Origin of the sequence: Leyella lascolaii (assembly GCF_900079775.1) — a bacterium.
GTDB classification, from domain to species: Bacteria; Bacteroidota; Bacteroidia; order Bacteroidales; family Bacteroidaceae; genus Prevotella; species Prevotella lascolaii.
Genome location: NZ_LT556036.1, coordinates 423,903 through 444,003, shown reverse-complemented (window position 1 = coordinate 444,003; position 20,101 = coordinate 423,903). Strand labels below are relative to the sequence as shown.

Genomic DNA, 20,101 nt, shown 5'->3' with positions numbered 1-20,101 from the left:
ATACGCTTTTTGATGTCTCAGGAAAGGCTGTATCAGCATACAGGAAAGGCTTTTTCGGTCTGCGGAAAAGCCTTTTCGGCAACGTCAGCCGATGGAGATTAAGCCATAGTATAATATAAGCGACTGATAATCATGAATGATAACAAGTTATGAATTTTCACGTCAGAATCTTCCAAATGTATTTTATGTGTAATTCCGAGAGTTTTGGCGACATGAAAAATACATATGAACGGATTTTAATTATCAATATGACAACTAAAATAAATACAAATGTTAATGCTATTGTACATGAATAATGCCTTATCTATATCCTCATACTTATCCGGACATGACAGTCCATACATAATGCAAGACAGCAGAACGGCACACCCGTAACACGCGGAAATCAATCATAGCTGCCGTCATGCGAGGAGCTTACACAGCAAGGCTCGTGTTGAGCAGGTTCTCATTCGTACTTAATATACGCAGTCTGTATTTGCCGTTATAGGATATACGCATCAGTTTCTGAGCCTCATGTTCGTTTGGAGATATGCCAAGAGCGACATGTCCCATTGTGCATCTCAAATTAAGTTCCACGCAAGGATGTATCTTAAAACCGTCACCTGCCTTGTCTGCCACAATCATCATGTCTATGCCAAAAGGACCCTTATAAGACCCTCCGGTCAAATCACCCATACGAGAAATTACCGTATCGGCAAGCCTGTCTATAACCTCTAATCCGACGTAACGTCCCATCATTTTACGTTTTTCATTCTCTGTGGCGAGTATGCTGCCTGCGTATGCGCCATTCACGGTGCGAAACAGGGACAGTCCGCGATACTCTGCCATACCGTTCTCACCAATGCTGAACTCCATGCCGAAGTCCATCACTTTGTCATAATATGGCTCGACCATTATGCCTCCCTGCCTGGAAATCACATTGCGGCACCATCCGGAAAGCGGACACTCAGCCATGCCTTCAACATATCTCACACCTCGTCCGCTACTGCTCCACGGTGCTTTAAGCACACTTCTGCCATTACGGACAAGTTCTCCGTTCATCTCCTCCACCGTTGTGAAATAGCGGCTTTTTCCCACAAAAATGCTGTCTGTCTCACAAAGCCACGGCAACAGATGTTCCGACGCAAATTTGCGGTTACTCATATTACGTATACTTTCCAACGCCTTGTCATCTGGCAGAAATGGAAGTAAGTCAGGATTTGAGGCAACCAATTGTCTTTTAAGGGTACTGTCCCACCCCCACGGTTCTATCGATAAACTGTGATAACCGTCAAAACGCATGTTACGGAGATCGTCGGGTGTGATAAATACAACATCCGACGCATATTTCCTGACATGCCTCAAAGACTCAAGTGCCGATTCAATATCATCTACAAGCACAAAATCTCCGTCTTCCGCCGTGAACGCAGGAATGAAACCAAGATCACGCCGAAGCCCGCGTGCAGCATGAGGTGACGTGAACATTCCGTCACCATAAGCCATCACAATATCGTGTTCCGGATTAAAAACATGCAATTTCATATACAAATACGATTCTTAATGTTACAGGAAAAACAGTCGCAAACATACAGTACATGCCCGCAAAACCGGCAATCCGTATAAAGTTCTTACCGTGTCTTTACCTCCTTCTGGAAGATACGCTATGCCAAAATGTATGCCCACGCCTGCCTGTTCATTCTTACAAGATATTTTCCCGACTGCAAAATTAATGCAATTTTTTGTGGCACGAAAATATAATACCGGCAATCAGTGTTGTTGAATATCATTTATACAATTGTCATATAGAAGAAAGTGGAAATACGGGATTATCCAATAACAGTGACAAATCTAAATTACGTACCGCATTTAATACACATAATCAGATGGCATATAATCCTAACATAAACACGCCCTGAAAACACTTTAAACAACTTGGCGTAAACAATCATGGTTCAACCAGATACAAATATGAATATTGCACAAAAATTTCAATATGTGCATCTTGGCGGCATTCATACACACATATATAATAATGAGGACGGCAAATAATAAATAATAAATAAAAAATGACATAATTTGTAATATAGAGTTTGCAAATTATAGAAATATATATTATCTTTGCAAAGATAATGCGAGCGATGCGGAAGAACTCAAATGAAGGACGCAAAAACCACATTTCAGGCATCCGCGAACGCGGCATATGAGCGTCGTCGGCAATAAAGTACAACATTGCATGGCGACATGGAAACACTATAAAAACGCGAAATGGAAGAATTCTTCAAAACACACGCATATCTCATCGAACATACAAACGCTCCGGTACGCCGTTCGCTGATGGACGAGATTGACTGGAACAGCCGTATGATCGGTATCAAAGGGACGCGCGGCGTCGGGAAGACAACATTCCTGCTACAATATGCAAAGGAAAACTTCGACACGAAAGACCGCCAGTGTCTGTACGTGAATATGAATAACTTCTATTTCCAGAGCCGTGGAATATCAGACTTCGCAGGCGACTTCTATCATGGAGGCGGCAGAGTACTGCTGATAGACCAGGTGTTCAAACAGCCTGACTGGAGCAGCGAACTGCGCAAATGCTACGACAATTATCCGGGACTGAAGATTGTGTTTACCGGCTCGAGCGTAATGAGACTGAAAGAAGAGAACCCAGAACTGAACGGGATTGTGAAAAGCTACAATCTGAGAGGATTCTCCTTCAGGGAGTTCATAAATCTTATGACGGGGCTGAACCTGCCGATATACAGCCTTGAGGACATTCTGCACAGTCACGAACAGATAGAGAAAACAATACTCTCACAGGTAAGTCCGATGAAATTCTTTCCGGACTATATTCACCACGGATTCTATCCTTTCTTTCTCGAGCATCGCAACTATTCGGAGAATCTGCTCAAAACGATGAACATGATGACCGAAGTGGACATTCTGCTGATAAAACAGATAGACCTGAAATATCTCACCAAAATAAAGAAACTGTTCTATCTGCTGGCGATGGAGGGTCCCAAAACGCCGAATATAAGCAATCTTGCAAATGAGATAGAGACAAGCCGCGCCACAGTGATGAACTACATCAAATATCTGGCAGACGCACGTCTCATAAACATAATATATCCTCCTGGAGGCATGTTCCCGCAGAAACCGGCAAAGGTGATGATATATAATACGAATCTCATGCATGCAATATACCCCATAAAAGCTGAAATGCAGGATCTTATGGAGACATTCTTTGTGAACTCGCTATGGAAAAGCCATACGGTCAGCCAGAGCAGTAAAGAACAGATATATCACATAGACGACAAGCTGAGATTCAGAGTCTGCGATGCTACAAGCGACAGCAGAATACGCTATAAATCGAATATTTTCTACGCAAGATATAACACAGAAATAGGAAAAGAAAACCAGATACCATTATGGCTGTTTGGTTTCCTGTACTAAATATTAAATATACATTAACATTTTATCTATAAAACAAAATGGCTAAAGAAAAAAAGTTTATCACATGTGATGGTAATGAAGCTGCCGCTCACGTGAGCTATATGTTCAGTGAAGTGGCTGCCATCTACCCCATCACTCCGTCGTCACCCATGGCAGAACATGTGGACGAATGGGCTGCAAGGGGCCGCAAGAACCTCTGGGGACAAACAGTAAGCGTACAGGAAATGCAGTCGGAAGGCGGTGCCGCCGGTGCCGTACACGGTTCACTGCAGGCAGGTGCACTTACAACCACATTCACTGCCTCACAGGGATTGCTGCTAATGATTCCCAATATGTACAAAATTGCCGGAGAGATGCTGCCGTGCGTATTCAACGTATCGGCGCGTACGCTGGCTTCACACTCATTATGTATCTTCGGTGACCATCAGGACGTGATGGCTTGTCGTCAGACAGGATTTGCCATGTTCTGCTCCGGTTCCGTACAGGAGGTTATGGATCTGTCTGCCGTTCCTCATCTGGCAACACTCAAGACAGATGTTCCTTTCATCAACTTCTTTGACGGATTCCGTACATCTCATGAATACCAGAAGATTGAAGTCATCGATCAGGATGAGATTGCAAAGCTTGTAGACCCGGCTGAAATAAAACGCTTCCGCGACCGCGCCCTTTCTCCGGAACGTCCGGTGACACGTGGTACAGCAGAGAATCCGGAGACTTTCTTCACTCATCGTGAAGCATGCAACATGGCTTATGACAAGGTTCCGGAAGTGGTGGAATACTATCTTGGTGAAATAAGCAAGATTACAGGACGCGAATATCACCTCTTCTCTTATTATGGAGACAAAGAAGCCGACCGCGTAATAATCCTCATGGGTTCTGCTACAGAGGCAGCACGCGAGGCAATCGACTATCTGAACAGGAATGGCGAGAAGGTGGGTATGGTAAGCGTACACCTGTATCGTCCGTTCAGTGTAAAGCACCTGCTTGCAGCAGTGCCTAAGACAGCTAAGAAGATAGCCGTACTCGACCGCACAAAGGAGCCCGGAGCTGAAGGCGAACCGCTTTATCTCGATGTGAAGAGTGCGTTCTACGATGTTGAAGACCGTCCTGTTATTGTCGGCGGACGCTATGGACTCGGCTCAAGCGACACCACTCCGGCAAAGATTATATCCGTGTTCAACAATCTGAAACTGGATACACCGAAGAACCATTTCACTGTAGGCATCGTAGACGATGTCACCTTCACCTCACTACCTGAAGTAGAAGAGATTCCTATGGGTGGCGACGGTATGTTTGAAGCTAAGTTCTACGGTCTTGGAGCAGACGGAACTGTAGGTGCCAACAAGAACTCTGTGAAGATCATCGGTGACAACACAGACAAGCACTGTCAGGCTTACTTCTCTTACGACTCAAAGAAATCAGGTGGATTCACATGCTCTCACCTGCGTTTCGGTGATGCGCCGATACATTCCACTTATCTGGTGAACACCCCCAATTTCGTGGCATGTCATGTTCAGGCATACCTGCACATGTACGACGTAACACGCGGACTTCGCAAAAACGGAACATTCCTTCTGAACACAATCTTTGACGGACAGGAACTTGTTAACTTCATTCCAAACAAAGTAAAGAGGTATTTCGCCCAGAACAATATCACGGTTTACTACATCAACGCTACAAAAATCGCGCAGGAAATCGGACTGGGTAACAGAACAAACACAATCCTTCAGAGTGCATTCTTCCGCATAACAGAGGTTATTCCAATAGACCTTGCCGTTGAGCAGATGAAGAAATTCATTGTTAAATCATACGGAAAGAAAGGTCAGGACATTGTAGATAAGAATTATGCGGCTGTTGATCGCGGTAACGAATACAAACAGCTGACGGTTGAAGCCGCATGGGCAAATCTTGCTGATGATGATGTAAAAGAAAGCGACGCTCCGGCATTCATAAAAGAACTGGTACATCCTATCAATGCACAGGCAGGTGATTTGCTTAAGGTTTCAGATTTTGTTAAACACGGTACTGTTGACGGAACATGGGCTACAGGTACAGCCGCATATGAAAAACGCGGTGTTGAGGCTTTCGTACCGACATGGAATCCTGATAATTGTATACAGTGTAACAAATGTGCATATGTATGTCCGCACGCTGCAATACGTCCGTTCGTTCTCACCGACGAAGAACTGAAAGGTGTTGACATCCCGACAATTACGATGAAGGTTCCAAAGCCTATGGCAGGCATGCACTTCGCTATCGAGCCGTCTGTTCTCGATTGTCTTGGCTGCGGAAACTGTGCTGACGTTTGTCCTGGAAATCCGAAGCTCGGCAAGGCTCTTACAATGGTTCCGTTCAATCCGGATGCAGAGGATATGAAGAAGGCTGCCTCCGACTGGAATTATCTCGTAAAGAACGTAACTTCCAAACAACATTTGGTTGACATCAAGTCAAATGTCAAGAACTCTCAGTTCGCACAGCCGTTGTTTGAATTCTCTGGTGCATGCGCCGGATGTGGTGAGACTCCTTACGTAAAACTTGTTTCGCAGCTCTTCGGAGACCGTGAAATGATAGCCAACGCAACAGGATGTTCTTCCATCTACTCTGCGTCTATACCGTCTACACCTTATTGTACAAACGAAAAAGGTCAGGGTCCTGCATTCGACAACTCGCTCTTCGAGGATTTCTGCGAATTCGGAATGGGTATGGTGCTTGGAAACAAAAAGATGAAAGAACGCGTGTCAATGCTGTTCAAAGATGTTATTTCTCAGGAAAACACTCCAGAGGAATTCAAGGCTCTTGCAGAGCAGTGGATTGAACAGAAGGAGAATGCAGATGAGACAAAACGTCTTGCAGAACTTATCAAACCATACATTGCACAGGGTGTTGAGGCAGGATGTCCGATATGCAAAGAGCTTAAGACACTTGAGCATTATCTTGTAAAACGCAGCCAGTGGATTATCGGTGGTGACGGTGCTTCTTATGACATCGGTTATGGCGGTCTCGACCATGTGATAGCAAGTGGCGAGGATGTAAATCTGCTTGTACTTGACACGGAGGTTTATTCAAACACCGGCGGTCAGTCATCAAAGGCAACTCCGCTTGGCGCTATCGCACAGTTTGCAGCACAAGGAAAGCGTATACGCAAGAAAGACCTTGGACTTATTGCGACAACTTACGGTTATGTATACGTGGCTCAGGTTGCAATGGGTGCAGACAACGCACAGTGTCTCAAAGCAATACGTGAGGCAGAGGCATATCCGGGTCCGTCACTTGTGATTGCATATGCACCATGTATAAACCACGGGCTCAAGATTAAAGGTGGCATGGGACGTTCACAGGCAGAGGAAGGACGTGCTGTAGAATGCGGCTACTGGCATCTCTGGCGTTACAACCCACAGCTTGCAGAGGAAGGAAAGAATCCGTTCACACTTGATTCAAAAGAACCGGACTGGAGCAAATTCCGTGACTTCCTCCTTGGAGAGGTTCGTTATCTTTCTGTACAGAAAGCATATCCGAATGAGGCAGACGAACTCTTCAGCGAGGCTGAACGCATGGCAAAACTGCGTTATCAGAGCTATGTACGCAAGTCAAAAGAAGACTGGTCTGAAAAGATCTGATTCCTATCAATTTAAAATAAACGCCCGGTTGACTTTACCGGGCGTTTATTTTTTTCATTAACGGATTCATTTCCTTTTACACATAATAACGTTATATAAAGCCAGCAGGTTTCATGCCGAGCGGAAACATTTATTCTTGTACAAAAATAAAAGGCTTTATTTTGTATTATATATAACTTACACTAACTTTGCAGCATGATTTATCCTAAGACATTTGAACACAAAATTGGATTTGATGAAATACGTACACTTCTACGTGAACGTTGTCTGAGCACTCTTGGAAAAGAAAAGATTGACGACATGAGTGTTTCTACAAATCCTACGATAATAAACGAATGGTTACAGCAAGTGAAAGAATTCCGTCTTCTTCAAGAACAGGCTGATGATTTTCCTATGCAATTTTTCTTTGACGTAAGGGAGTCTGTCGCACGCTTACGCCTTGAAGGGACCCATCTGAACGAGGATGAATTATTCGACCTCAAACGCTCTCTGGAAACAATATACAACATTGTCAACTATCTCAACCGAGGTGAAGATAACAATGACAATGAGCCCAATACATATTTATATCCTGCATTACACAGGCTTGCCACTGATGTAATAACATTTCCGCAACTTATAAAGCGCATAGATAACATACTTGATAAATTTGGCAGAATAAAGGACAGCGCGTCTGCCGAACTGCAAAACATCCGTCAAGAACTTGCACGCACAGAAGGTGGAATATCAAAAACATTAAACAGAATATTACGTTCTGCGCAAAGCGATGGAGTTGTTGACAAAGACGTCACACCTACCATGCGTGACGGAAGACTCGTAATACCTGTAACACAAGGGCTCAAACGTAAAATAAAAGGTATCGTTCACGATGAGTCCGCATCCGGTAAGACGGTCTTTATCGAACCTACAGAAGTCGTAGAAGCGAATAACCGGATAAGAGAACTTGAATCGGAAGAACACCGCGAAATAATACGCATACTGACAGAGTTTTCAAAAGAAATACGCCCACACGTAAAGTCAATGCTCGAATCATACAAATTTCTTGCAACAATTGATATGATTCATGCGAAAGCAGAGCTTGCGAGAAAAATCAACGGATTCGAGCCTGCAGTTGGACCAAAGCCGGAGATAGACTGGATACAGGCAATTCATCCTTTATTAAAAATATCTTTGGAAAAACAAGATAAAAAGGTTGTACCTTTAGACATTACAATAACAAATGACAAGCGTATACTTATAATTTCAGGTCCTAATGCCGGCGGCAAATCCGTCTGTCTGAAAACAGTAGGATTATTGCAGTATATGCTGCAATGCGGACTTTCCATTCCTGTCGGAGAACGTTCGCATACAGGAATATTCAAAAATATTCTTATCGACATAGGTGATGAACAAAGCATAGAAGACGATTTGAGTACGTATTCCAGCCATCTGACCAATATGAAGAACATGATGAAATATGCTGACGGAAACACTCTGCTTCTGATTGATGAGTTCGGCACCGGAACAGAACCACAGATCGGAGGAGCCATCGCAGAAGCTGTGCTTAAACAATTCTGTAACAAGCAAGCCTACGGAATAATAACAACCCACTATCAGAATCTGAAGCATTTCGCAAAAGAACATGAGGGCGTGGTGAATGGCGCAATGCTATATGACAGACATCAGATGAAGGCACTTTTCCAGTTGTCAATCGGCAATCCAGGAAGTTCGTTTGCAATAGAGATAGCCCGTAAAATAGGTCTCCCGGAGGAAGTTATACATGATGCGAGTGAAATAGTAGGAAGCGACTACATACAAAGCGACAAGTACCTGCAGGATATTGTACGCGACAAACGATACTGGGAAAATAAACGTCAGGCAATCCATCAACGTGAAAAAGAGTTGGACAAACTGACTGTCAAATACGAGAATGACATAACTGAAATTGAGAAAAGCCGGAAACAAATTCTCAAGAAAGCCAAAGAAGAGGCAGAAGAGTTGCTCAGACAAAGTAATAAAAACATAGAAAACACAATACGAGAAATAAAAGAGTGTCAGGCAGATAAAGAAGAAACGCGTCGCATCAGAGAAGAACTGAATTCATTTAAGGAAGAAATCAGTTCTATAGACACGCAAAAAAATGACGAATTCATCGCCAAAAAGATAAAACAAATACAGGAAAGGAAAGAACGGCACAAGAAACACAAACAGGAGAAAAGCGACAAAGAAGCACAAGCCGCGAAGAAATTGCGTGATGCGGCAAAACGCACAGACGCAGCCGAAGAGATTCTGAATGCATTCAGAAAAGGCGACACTGTAAAAATAAAAGGACTCACTTCTATTGGAACAATAGAAACAACAGACAACAAGACAGCAACAATAATATTTGGCGACATGCGTACAAAGATGCCTGTCGACAGAATTGAACATGCCTCCCAGCCGGAAAACAACAGCAAACCATCACTTAACATAAGCAGAGAAACCAGAGATGCGATAGACAACCGGAAACTGAATTTCCATCAGGATCTTGACGTCAGAGGTATGCGTGGTGACGAGGCACTCAATGCCGTTACTTATTTCATTGATGATGCCATACTTGTAGGGATGTCACGTGTAAGGATATTACACGGGAAAGGCAACGGAATACTTCGACAGCTTATACGCCAATATCTTGCAACTGTACCTAACGTATCAGACTATCATGACGAGCATGTACAGTTCGGAGGCGCCGGCATAACAGTGGTAGACATATCATAGCGTAAACTCAGTCATTCAAGTGCAAAAACAGGTGATGTCTGTGTGCTCTCCTGCGGTATAAAGCGGAATCCCTCATACGTGAATCCGCGCAGAGCATCAGCATCATCCAACCTGTTTTTGGCTGAAAAACGAGTCATTTCCCCACGACACATTTTCGCGTATACCACAACTGTTTTAAGCTTCCCTCCCTTACAAACGTAAAACTCCGGTCTGACAACTGTAATCTCACGTTTAACCTTACTCCAATTGAAAAGTCTGTGCATCTCCGAGCTTGCGAGGTCGAGCAAGACACCGTCGTCATTTTTTACTGACTCTATAAACACATCAGTCAACCTTGCCTTCCAATAGTCGAACATTGAACATCCGTTGTCAGGCAAAACAACATCTCCTTCCAGACGATAACATTTTATCATATCAAGAGGTCTGAGCAATCCGTAAAGAAAAGACGTAATCCACAGATGACCTCCCGCAAACTTGAAATCTTCTTTTGTAAAATCTGATGTTCCGAGGTGTTTATAGACGACTCCGTTATATGTAAGAATCGCCTGCAACTCATTGTCATGTTCTGTAAAACGCATAAAACGGAGTTTGTTCTCACCCGCAATAGCCGCATTGCATTTCAATATTCCTGCCAGCTCATCCTCACTATAAGCCGACATCTGCATGGCGTTTGCCAACGCCTCATCCTTGAAAAGCGGTGATGTGTTTTCTTTCGGCGCATAATTGCATTCCGCTCTCATCTCTTTTGCCGAACCTATCATTATCTGCATATCGTTCAATATTTAATTTACAGTCAAGCTGTCACCGGATGATTTAACAGTATCAACGGATGATTTTCGTTTTACAACAACAGTTGTGTCTTTTTTAAAGTGCCCGTGCTTCTTGCCTTGCATAACAGAGTCGGTTATCGTGCTGTCTGTTACAGCCTTGAAAATGCTATGGTCGCTTTGTTCAAGGAATCTGAGATAAGACCGGTAAATATGGCTCGAATAAGCCTTGAATATATTGTTTGCGAACAATATATCGGTTATTTTGTTTTCCGACACGTATTTCCTCATATTCTTAGTGAAATATCTTGAGTCAATGACATGTATCTCCTCAAAAGAGAAGAACAGGAATCCAGGCAGGGCATTTCCGAAACTGTCTTTAAGTATAATAAGCCTGCGACCATTATGAACAGACGTCCTCACCACAGTTATTTTTGTATCTCCGCCCATAAATGTACAGTATGCCCCACCGTTTCCGTCGCGGTATCGGAAGAAGAATCTGCTCTTGAAAGGCTTGCCCTCTCCTATCACCCGATAATTCTTGTCAATAGTATAGTTGGTGTATGTCGTTGTGTATTTGACATCACGCGGTTCATAGTATACAAAATCTTCAGGCGCATTCTTTATAGATATGTCCTTTGAATATCCGTACATACTACCCACATAGCCTCTCACTACCTTACGGTCATAGTGTGACAAATCCTTGAAAGGCACTCCAGCCACCTGTGCAAAGCGTCCGGCGGCATAATATGCTCCGAGCGGTGCCCAGTGATGGTCAGTACGTAGAAATATGTCTTCCGAAACATGCTTGCCCAAAACATTATATATATCCACCGGTTTCACTCCGTCAGACAGATGAGAGAATATGTTGTTTATGACCGGACGCTGGGCTGTTGTCACCTTTCTTGCCCTCGGGGGACAATAATATTCCACAGCCGTAGGTATGACCATGCAGTACACGTTCACCTTGTCACCGAACACCTCCTTATATTTATTTGCCGCATTGGCATAACCTGTACCGCCTTTAGCCGTACCTCCGAAAGCCATCAACGCCCTTGTCTTATCACCGGTACCGACAATTATTATTCCGGCATTTGCAATCTTGGCGTTTTCATTATCCGTCGTACCATTCACAAACTCTTCCTCTTCCGGTGCGGCTGTCATATCAGCGCCGATAGTCTTTTGTGCGGACGAAGGAGCAGGTTCTGATGCATGAAACTTTATATTATCGTCAGACATGACAAGAGCCTGAGCGTCTTTCACATGCATGCTTGCCGTCATAAAAACATCCCTGAACGGTTCGCTGTCGCTGAACCATGAAGAAACAGCCTTTGTATAGGCTCCGCTTTTCAATTTATCAATAGAAAATTCCGGAAAAACGGCAAGCTCACGTTTCTCCAGTTCCGAATATCTGCTTCTTGGAAATGTTGCGAATACAATTGTAAGCGAACCGAACACCAAAACGATGAAAAATATGTAAACTCTTGAAAATCTCATATTCCTACATTAAATATATTACATCTGCCGACAACATATTAAAAGTCTGTCACACGCATGAACCCTATCTGTTCAAAATCATGAACCGATACATTTCATCACATTATTCTCAGATAAGCGTTGCTCGTTGACTCCAGACTTGCATGAAATATATTGTTGGCAAACAGCATGTCGCTTATCCCGTTTCTGCGGACATACTCAGTCACACTGTTTCTGAAATAGCGGAAGTCTATAATGTGTATTTCCTCAAACGAATAGAACAGATACCCGGGCAAGGCATTACCATAACTGTCTTTCATTATCAGCAAGCGTCTGCCGTTTTTTGTTGACGTACAGACTTTCACCGTACGTGAGTCGCCGCCCATAAATGTGCAGTATGCGCTTGGACTGCCGTCGTTATAGCGTAAGAAAAACGAATCGTCAACAGGCTTGCTTTCACCTGTAACGCGGCGGTTACGTCCAAGTCTGTACTTTATATAAGTAGTTTTGTAATCCACTCCGCGCGGAACATAATATACGAAATCCTCGGGTGCGTTCTTCACAGCCATGTCTTTTGAGAACGTATACATCGTTCCGACGTAATTTCTCACTACAACGCTGTCATACGAAGATAAATCGCGGAACGCCAAACCTGCCTTACCGGCAAAACATCCTGCCGCGTAATATGCGCCCAGTGGTGCCCAATGGTGGTCTGTACGGGAATAAATGTTCTCCGTTTTGTGGGCAGCCAGCACATCGTATATGTCAACCTTCACAACAGAGTCAGACAAATGGGAAAATATACCGTCTATGGCACTCCTCTCATCATGGGTCCAGCTTCTTATACTGTCAGGACAATAATACTCCACTGCCGTAGGAATGACCATGCAGTATACATTTACGTCATTTCCAAAAGCCTGCTTATACCTGTTTACCGCATTGGCATATTTCTCCCCGTTGTCATGTCCGCCTCCATAAGGCTCGAATGCCCTGACGTCCTTTCCGCTGCCAAGAACTATAATGCCTGAGCGAGTCTTGCGAGCCAGTGAGAGGCTTGACGACGGCGAACCGCCAGCGGGTGAGTTGTCGTTCACATCCGAATCATAACCTACATGTCCTGTTGCTGATAACGGCATCATGGCAGTAATCCCAATTATATATATGTATACAAATATATGTCTCATATGTTATATATGTCTTTAACCTGTATTTCAGAACCGTGTGTAAATGAATGCATTATTCGTAGCTCCGACAAGCAGTGCCACACTCAGTAGAAGCAGGACAACAGAAATGCTTACACGCGCGCATAACACAGCACTGCCATGTATGGCTGTACCGTGTCCGAGCATGCGTCCAAGAAATTTAGAAGCCACATGACGTAGCGGCATGCAAAACATAACGGCGACAATCCACAGCCAGAAATTATCCGTAATGGCTGCCAGAGACACAAAATCCGTCAATGACTGTCCGTTACCGGTGAATGCCTTGAAGAACGTTTGCATTGAACCGAAATCGTCAAAATAGAATATCCCCCAGCCTGTCACAACAAGCAGCAGACTGTATACATGCAATACGATACGTGGAATCCTGTCATGTACTCGCAGCAAAGTGTACTTCTCGAGCATCACTATCACACCGAAATAAAGTCCCCATATAATGAAATTCCAGCTTGCCCCATGCCACATTCCTGTGAGAAACCACACAGCAAGAATGTTTAAAGCCTGATGGTGCCTGTTTCCCCCCATGGGAATATACACGTAATCCCGGAAAAAACTGCCAAGCGAGATATGCCACCTCCGCCAGAAATCAGTGATGGAAGTACAACAATAAGGATGACGGAAGTTCTCGTTGAAATGGAAACCGAGACACCGTCCCATTCCGATTGCCATGTCGGAATATCCTGAGAAGTCAAAATAAATCTGCAGGGTGAATGCTATTATTCCTACCCATGCGCCGGCTGTTGAGAGTGAGTTCAGTCCGTCTGCGAGGAACTGTCCGGATATCTCAGACAACTGGTTTGCTATAATCACCTTTTTGCCAAGTCCTATCAGGAAACGGTAAGAGCCGTCGGCAAAATCCTGAGCAGACACACGTCGGTCTTGTATTTCCTCCGCTACAGTCTGGTAGCGCACTATAGGACCTGCGACAAGTTGCGGAAACATCGAGATATATAGCAGCAAATCCGAGAAGCGGCGTTGTGCGTACGACACTCCGCGGTATACATCCATAAGATAGGAAATTGACTGGAACGTGTAAAAACTGATACCTATCGGCAACGCTATATGAGGTACCGGAACACCGAGTCCGCATTCATTGAGTATCTGCGCGAAGAATCCGAGATATTTGAATGTGCATATTACAAGTACATTGAAAATCAGTCCGCCAACAAGTGCCGCGCGTCTGTGACGACGGCTCTTGCCTATCAACAGACCAAAATGGAAATTGAAAAAAACGCTGATGAGCATCAGAAACACGTATACCGGCTCTCCCCATGCGTAAAAAATCAGTGAGAACAACACAAGTGCCAGATTCTTGAATCTATTCCGCGAGCTGTCTGATGCTACATATATATTGCGGTCGGCAATTGCCGCTGCAAAATACATAAGCATGAAAGCCGGAATGAATACAAAAAGAAAAAACAAATCAGAAAAAACCATTCCTATTTATCTCGGATAAACCTTTAATATTATACTTCTATAAAGCGATATTCATAATGAGAATGCAAAGTTACATTAATAATATGAAATATGTTCATAATAACAAAAAAATAAGGATCAATAACTGATACCGTTTTTCGCATATATGTATAAAGCTGACAATAAATAAGAATTTCAGAAAAGGCACAACCTCACGAGAACCGTATATCTGCAACAAGAACCGAGTTCCGCTTTATAAATCAGTAATTTAACAACGTTTTGCATATCATTGACAATCAATACATTATGCATAACCACCATATCCAGAAGCTTTTAATTCATCGCGATAGAGCCCATTTCACACATCAATAAAGCCCGTTTCGTGATGTCAAACACGCTTAAAGGCATGCCGGATATGCCTGTTCCGTATAGTCAAAAAGGCTTTTCTGCACAACAGGCATATGTTATGCCTACAATATTATGGTAAAATTGTCCTCTTAAAACGACTTTTGGCAGCCTCTTATTTCCTGTTTTGTAAATTTCAACTGTCAAAAAATTTTACTTTAGGATAATAAAAAACGCAGACCTATATTATCTGCATCCACGTGGCAAAACTTGTATATATCAGGCGTCTGGTATTACAATTGATATGTATTTTACCGGATTGTGGCATGCCGTTTTTATATAATGCGGAAGACACGGCTGTGTGAATAAAGACAATAATTAAAGAAAAAGGAAGCCCGATGCATAAAAGTCATTCAGCATCAGTCGTAATTTTGAACGAAAAAAAATAAATTCAGAATTGAACGACAGCACTTCTTCTCTCTTCAGTACTGCTGCGGCCAAACTGTTCTACGTTCTATCCGGACATATTACAGAACATTTCCGATAGAAGTAAAAAACAAATATGCCTGACAAAAGACCGGATATGGATGAAATGTGATGACTGATACGGTATTAGGATAACTTATAAAAAACATTGGAATACACTTGCAAAGGCTTTATGATATGGTCGGTAATAATGGGCAAACTGCAGACCTATGCCCTATTGTAACATAGAAAAGAGGTGAAATTATGCTGTCTGCATATTCTCACCTCCCTCACATTCATGATTTGCGGCAAATTGTGTTATGCCTGCGGAATAGTTATTCTATTACAACAAGAGGAGTGTCTTCCATGACATTCTCTCCTTGTTTCACACATATAGCCGTTACCTTTCCACTCTTCTCTGCCTGCAGATTGTTTGCCATCTTCATGGCTTCGAGAACTATTACAGTATCACCTTCCTTCACTTCATCGCCGACTGCAACACATATCTCTGTTATAACACCCGGCAGCGGAGCCTTCAGGGCATTGGCTGTGTTTACGTTAGCACCCGATGATGCCTGCTCATTATTTTCAGCCTCTGCACTTGCAACCTGCTTGAGTACGACTTTCTTTTCAGGTTTCGGCTCTTCTTCCATCTCAACGTTGTAGTCAACTCCGTTTACATTGACAGTGACAACATTCTCCACTACTTCGCCTATCTCAACTTCGTAGTTCTTTCCGTCTATTGTATATTTGTATTTTTTCATATCAGGACTCTCTCTTTAAGGATGTTGTGTCATCTGAAGTATATGGGCGTTCCATAATGTCTCAGACGAGTTTCTTTTTATTGTTATTATTCCGGGCTCCTCATCATGCACGTTGTTTCCACGGAAATCATGCAGGGCAAGAGCTATCGCGGCGAATACCGCATTGTCTGATTTTGTCATGATTAATAATGTTTTATATTACATTGGCATACATCCGTGTTTCTTTGCCGGCAGATTCTGACGCTTTGTCGCCAACTGGGCAAGACCACGACAGATGCGGAAACGGGTGTTGCGCGGTTCTATAACGTCATCAATATATCCATACTGAGCTGCCTGATAAGGATTTGCGAACATTTCCGTATATTCGTCTTCCTTTTCAGCAAGGAAAGCCTTGGGATCTTCCTTGGTCTTAGCTTCTTTTGCACAAAGAACTGCAACCGCACCGCTTGCACCCATTACAGCTATCTCTGAAGTAGGCCATGCAAAGTTCAAGTCCGCACGCAGCTGTTTGCAACCCATAACGATATGACTTCCACCATAACTTTTACGTAGTGTCACGGTGATTTTCGGAACAGTAGCTTCTCCATAAGCATACAGCAACTGGGCACCGTGCAGGATAACCGCATTGTATTCCTGACCTGTTCCAGGCAGGAATCCGGGAACATCAACCAATGAGACTATCGGAATATTGAATGCATCGCAGAAACGTACGAAGCGTGCTCCCTTGCGGCTTGCATTTACATCCAGCACACCGGCATAGCATGACGGCTGGTTTGCCACAATGCCGACACTCTGACCATTGAAGCGTGCGAAACCTACTATAATGTTCTTTGCGAAGTTTGCCTGAACCTCAAAGAACTCACCATTGTCTGTAATGGCATTGATAACCTTGTACATGTCGTATGCCATGTTTGGATTATCCGGCAGAAGTTCATTGAGAGAATCCTCCTTACGGTCAATGGGGTCAGTGCATTCCACACGAGGAGCCTCCTCTGTATTGTTTGAAGGGATGTAGCTGAGAAGTTTCCTTATAAGAGCCATCGCGTCCTCTTCTGTCTTGGCTGTGAAATGTGTCACACCGCTCTTTGTGGCATGAACGGACGCTCCACCCAGATGTTCGGAATCTATATCCTCACCTGTTACGGTCTTTACAACCTTCGGACCGGTAAGGAACATGTATGATGTGTTTTCCATCATGAGAATAAAGTCTGTCAAGGCTGGTGAATAGACAGCACCTCCCGCGCATGGCCCGAAGATGCCGGAAATCTGCGGGATGACACCGCTTGCAAGAATGTTGCGTTCAAATATCTCTCCGTATCCGGCAAGAGCACATATTCCTTCCTGAATACGGGCGCCTCCGGAGTCATTCATACAGATTACAGGAGCACCCATGGTCATTGCCATATCCATGATTTTGCAAATCTTCTGCGACATTGTTTCAGACAATGAGCCTCCGTTAACGGTAAAGTCCTGGGCATAAAGATATACCAGACGTCCGTCAATAGTTGCCGAACCGGCAACCACACCGTCTCCCAGAAACTGTTTCTTCTCCATACCGAAGTTATGGCAACGATGGAGTTTGAACATGTCATATTCTTCGAACGAACCTTTATCAACAAGCATCTCGATACGCTCACGTGCAGTATATTTTCCACGAGCATGCTGTTTCTCTATGGCAGCTTCGCCACCTCCAAGACGGGCTTTCTCGCGCTTGGCGACCAGCTCCTTGATTTTCTCTATTTGTTTACTCATAATTTAAATTTATTTCTCATCTTTTTAGTGGATTGCAAATGTACTAAAAAAAATACAATCAGAGACGTTGAAATCTAAAAAACAGATGTTATCATATATTTTTTGGCAAAAACAGTGCAAGCGAGAGCAATGAAAGCTTGCTATCAAATTGCCGAGCGCAGCCTGTTTTATTTAAAAACAGTGCAAGCGAAAGCAACGAGAACCCGCTTTCATATTGCCTTGCACAGCCTGTTTTATTTTAAAATCATGATTGGCTCATACTTGAATCCACAAACGACAAAGGCAAAAGATCAGAAGCTCTCTCTATCACATACGTCATCTTTGTCCCATACAGCAAGATGCGTATTTCCTTTCCGTAACGGTCCTCTATTCCTAATATCACCTGCCGACATGCGCCGCATGGAGTTACAGGTTCCGGCAGGAAGCCATTGCTGTTCTGCGCAGCTATTGCGATAATTCTTACCGGACTGTCCGGGAATTGCGACTGTGCGGCAAATATAGCGGACCTTTCTGCGCATGTCCCCGATGGGAACGCCGCGTTCTCCTGGTTCGCTCCTATGACGGTCTTGCCGTTCTCCAACAGAAGTGCAGCCCCCACAGAGAAATGACTGTATGGAGAAAACGCATGTGTTGTCGCCCTTTTTGCGTCTTCAATCAATCTTTGTTCATCTTCTGTCAATTCAGAGACGTCGCAACTTCTGATTGTAATTTTGATTTCTTTTTCTTTCATTGCGGTATCTTTTATGTTCAGATTTCATAAAATACTCATATGCTCCAATGTCAGGTCTCTCATCCCTTTTCGTGCCATATCTGTCATATAACGTAGCGGTAGCCGGGTCTGCGGCGTTTATGGCTGGTGAGATGCTATCCAACCGGAAGTCGTATCTGAGATTCTGCGAATCGATCTTACGGAAATGTTTCACTCCGGTTTTAACAGTGTCCTCATATTCCTCAAATATGACATTGGCAAACCGCACACTGTCCTCAGTTGTTATCTTGGGTGTGCGTATTATGCAATGGTCAAACAGATATGCTGCCGTTTTTTCCTCCTCATCACTTGCTGTCTGTATCATCATTTCATCATCAGCATATCCGGTAATAATGGAGTTTGCACATATGAGAGAGCTTTGAGGATACTTGTCCTCAGAAAAATAGAATGCGCTGCCCCTGTTCGAATCGAACGGATAAAACTGAGCGAATGTGCAGTTATTTATATCTGTTTTCCCACCTTTTATTGCTATGCAATTATGCAGTGTATTGGTGAACTCGCAATTTTTTATAATTAAGTTTGAGCTCTCTGCTGTAAGAGCATATCCCTGACAATTGTGTATGGTGCTGTTTTCAATAACGAGTTTCGGTCTTGAAACATCAGCAGAATCCACCCTTATGCCATCAAACGTACCATGTATATCGGTGTATCTGATTTCGTTATCGTATGAAGTCTCGTAAAATCTTATACCAAGCCACTGTCCGCTAACATAGTCGTAAGGAAGATAGTCGAACATATTGTCAAGACGATCGCCCCTTAAAGTTATTTCACGTCCTGCCTCCCCCTGACAATTCAGTTTACCGTAAACATTCATGCCTGCGTCACCGTGAAAATATATAGTTGTGCCGGGGGATATTGTCAAAGTTGAGCCGTCGGTTACAGTTATGCCACCATAAACGACAATAGGTTTGGAAACACTGTCAAATATTGAATCATTGTCTATAACAACATTTTTCATTATTGTAGCATCCCATGAATATGCCGTCAAATTCACTTTTTGCCGGATTCCGCTTTCAAGTGTGAATACAATGTTGTCTTCTATTTTCAATGGCTTATCTCCATTGTTAACTGGAGATGTAAGCTCGACAAATACGCGTATGCTGTCTTTATTTCTTACTTCTATGCCATTTGCCTGGAAACCTGACGACGGACTCAGGTATGTTCCATCGACATTCACACGAAACCCGGCTTGATTGCCGTTTTCCAAACGGACATTTATATTGCGCAATCCGCTACCGGACTTATTGTAGACCCAGAAAGAACGCGTTGATGACGGTACTGTTGAAAATACAGTATCTAATTTAATAGTATCCGTAGAAAAAGTAAGAGTGTCTGACGTGGA

13 protein-coding genes are annotated in these 20,101 nt (G+C 43.5%); 3 read left to right on the top strand and 10 right to left on the bottom strand.

Features of this window, described 5'->3' with window-relative positions:
* Positions 1 to 414 precede the first annotated feature (414 nt).
* The gene (locus BN4609_RS05200; RefSeq protein ID WP_241033201.1) at positions 415 to 1,143 is read right to left on the bottom strand and encodes a hypothetical protein; all 729 of its coding nucleotides are present in this window, start codon (positions 1,141 to 1,143) and stop codon (positions 415 to 417) included.
* A 1,101-nt stretch (positions 1,144 to 2,244) separates the two neighbouring features.
* Here BN4609_RS05200 and BN4609_RS05195 point away from each other — a divergent pair.
* The 3 genes from BN4609_RS05195 to BN4609_RS05185 all read left to right on the top strand — a co-directional run bounded on the left by BN4609_RS05195 (position 2,245) and on the right by BN4609_RS05185 (position 9,785).
* Positions 2,245 to 3,432 (top strand): ATP-binding protein, encoded by a 1,188-nt coding sequence (locus BN4609_RS05195; protein WP_021992077.1) that lies wholly within the window; start codon positions 2,245 to 2,247, stop codon positions 3,430 to 3,432.
* Between the two features lie 38 nt (positions 3,433 to 3,470).
* Positions 3,471 to 7,049 (top strand): pyruvate:ferredoxin (flavodoxin) oxidoreductase, encoded by a 3,579-nt coding sequence (gene nifJ, locus BN4609_RS05190; protein ID WP_068855548.1) that lies wholly within the window; start codon positions 3,471 to 3,473, stop codon positions 7,047 to 7,049.
* Positions 7,050 to 7,244: 195 nt separating this feature from the next.
* Entirely contained in the window at positions 7,245 to 9,785 is a 2,541-nt protein-coding gene (locus BN4609_RS05185; RefSeq protein WP_068855547.1) for an endonuclease MutS2, read from the top strand.
* 11 nt (positions 9,786 to 9,796) lie between these two features.
* Here the strand turns inward: BN4609_RS05185 and BN4609_RS05180 are convergent, their stop codons facing one another.
* The 9 genes from BN4609_RS05180 to BN4609_RS05145 form a co-directional block, all read right to left on the bottom strand.
* Positions 9,797 to 10,555 (bottom strand): YaaA family protein, encoded by a 759-nt coding sequence (locus tag BN4609_RS05180; RefSeq protein WP_068855546.1) that lies wholly within the window; start codon positions 10,553 to 10,555, stop codon positions 9,797 to 9,799.
* A 12-nt stretch (positions 10,556 to 10,567) separates the two neighbouring features.
* A complete protein-coding gene (locus BN4609_RS05175) occupies positions 10,568 to 12,049 on the bottom strand; it encodes a DHHW family protein (RefSeq protein ID WP_068855545.1) in 1,482 nt (493 codons plus the stop codon).
* A 98-nt stretch (positions 12,050 to 12,147) separates the two neighbouring features.
* Positions 12,148 to 13,212 carry a DHHW family protein gene (locus BN4609_RS05170; RefSeq protein ID WP_068855544.1) on the bottom strand — a complete coding sequence of 355 codons (1,065 nt, stop codon included), beginning with the start codon at positions 13,210 to 13,212 and terminating at the stop codon, positions 12,148 to 12,150.
* A 27-nt stretch (positions 13,213 to 13,239) separates the two neighbouring features.
* Positions 13,240 to 14,637 carry an MBOAT family O-acyltransferase gene (locus BN4609_RS05165; protein WP_241033200.1) on the bottom strand — a complete coding sequence of 466 codons (1,398 nt, stop codon included), beginning with the start codon at positions 14,635 to 14,637 and terminating at the stop codon, positions 13,240 to 13,242.
* 1,172 nt (positions 14,638 to 15,809) lie between these two features.
* Positions 15,810 to 16,238 carry an acyl-CoA carboxylase biotin carboxyl carrier protein subunit gene (locus BN4609_RS05160; RefSeq protein ID WP_021992317.1) on the bottom strand — a complete coding sequence of 143 codons (429 nt, stop codon included), beginning with the start codon at positions 16,236 to 16,238 and terminating at the stop codon, positions 15,810 to 15,812.
* Positions 16,239 to 16,253: 15 nt separating this feature from the next.
* On the bottom strand, positions 16,254 to 16,418 hold the full coding sequence (locus tag BN4609_RS16425; RefSeq protein ID WP_021992316.1) for a hypothetical protein: 165 nt from the start codon (positions 16,416 to 16,418) through the stop codon (positions 16,254 to 16,256).
* A gap of 18 nt (positions 16,419 to 16,436) precedes the next feature.
* Positions 16,437 to 17,990, bottom strand: a complete 1,554-nt coding sequence (locus BN4609_RS05155) for an acyl-CoA carboxylase subunit beta (protein ID WP_021992315.1) — start codon at positions 17,988 to 17,990, stop codon at positions 16,437 to 16,439.
* Between the two features lie 244 nt (positions 17,991 to 18,234).
* On the bottom strand, positions 18,235 to 18,720 hold the full coding sequence (locus BN4609_RS05150) for a cytidine deaminase (RefSeq protein WP_068855542.1): 486 nt from the start codon (positions 18,718 to 18,720) through the stop codon (positions 18,235 to 18,237).
* Entirely contained in the window at positions 18,671 to 19,966 is a 1,296-nt protein-coding gene (locus tag BN4609_RS05145; RefSeq protein WP_306455817.1) for a right-handed parallel beta-helix repeat-containing protein, read from the bottom strand. Before BN4609_RS05145 ends, BN4609_RS05150 begins: the two co-directional genes overlap by 50 nt.
* Between the last annotated feature and the right edge of the window lie 135 nt (positions 19,967 to 20,101).

Bases quoted from the DNA above. Each gene is read 5' to 3' on its own strand.
- nifJ (WP_068855548.1), top strand. From the start codon at position 3,471: ATGGCTAAAGAAAAAAAGTTTATCACATGTGATGGTAATGAAGCTGCC.
- BN4609_RS05185 (WP_068855547.1), top strand. From the start codon at position 7,245: ATGATTTATCCTAAGACATTTGAACACAAAATTGGATTTGATGAAATA.
- BN4609_RS05175 (WP_068855545.1), bottom strand. From the start codon at position 12,049: ATGAGATTTTCAAGAGTTTACATATTTTTCATCGTTTTGGTGTTCGGT.
- BN4609_RS05155 (WP_021992315.1), bottom strand. From the start codon at position 17,990: ATGAGTAAACAAATAGAGAAAATCAAGGAGCTGGTCGCCAAGCGCGAG.
- BN4609_RS05165 (WP_241033200.1), bottom strand. From the start codon at position 14,637: ATGCTTATGTATTTTGCAGCGGCAATTGCCGACCGCAATATATATGTA.
- BN4609_RS16425 (WP_021992316.1), bottom strand. From the start codon at position 16,418: ATGACAAAATCAGACAATGCGGTATTCGCCGCGATAGCTCTTGCCCTG.
- BN4609_RS05170 (WP_068855544.1), bottom strand. From the start codon at position 13,212: ATGAGACATATATTTGTATACATATATATAATTGGGATTACTGCCATG.
- BN4609_RS05150 (WP_068855542.1), bottom strand. From the start codon at position 18,720: ATGAAAGAAAAAGAAATCAAAATTACAATCAGAAGTTGCGACGTCTCT.
- BN4609_RS05180 (WP_068855546.1), bottom strand. From the start codon at position 10,555: ATGCAGATAATGATAGGTTCGGCAAAAGAGATGAGAGCGGAATGCAAT.
- BN4609_RS05160 (WP_021992317.1), bottom strand. From the start codon at position 16,238: ATGAAAAAATACAAATATACAATAGACGGAAAGAACTACGAAGTTGAG.
- BN4609_RS05200 (WP_241033201.1), bottom strand. From the start codon at position 1,143: ATGAGTAACCGCAAATTTGCGTCGGAACATCTGTTGCCGTGGCTTTGT.
- BN4609_RS05195 (WP_021992077.1), top strand. From the start codon at position 2,245: ATGGAAGAATTCTTCAAAACACACGCATATCTCATCGAACATACAAAC.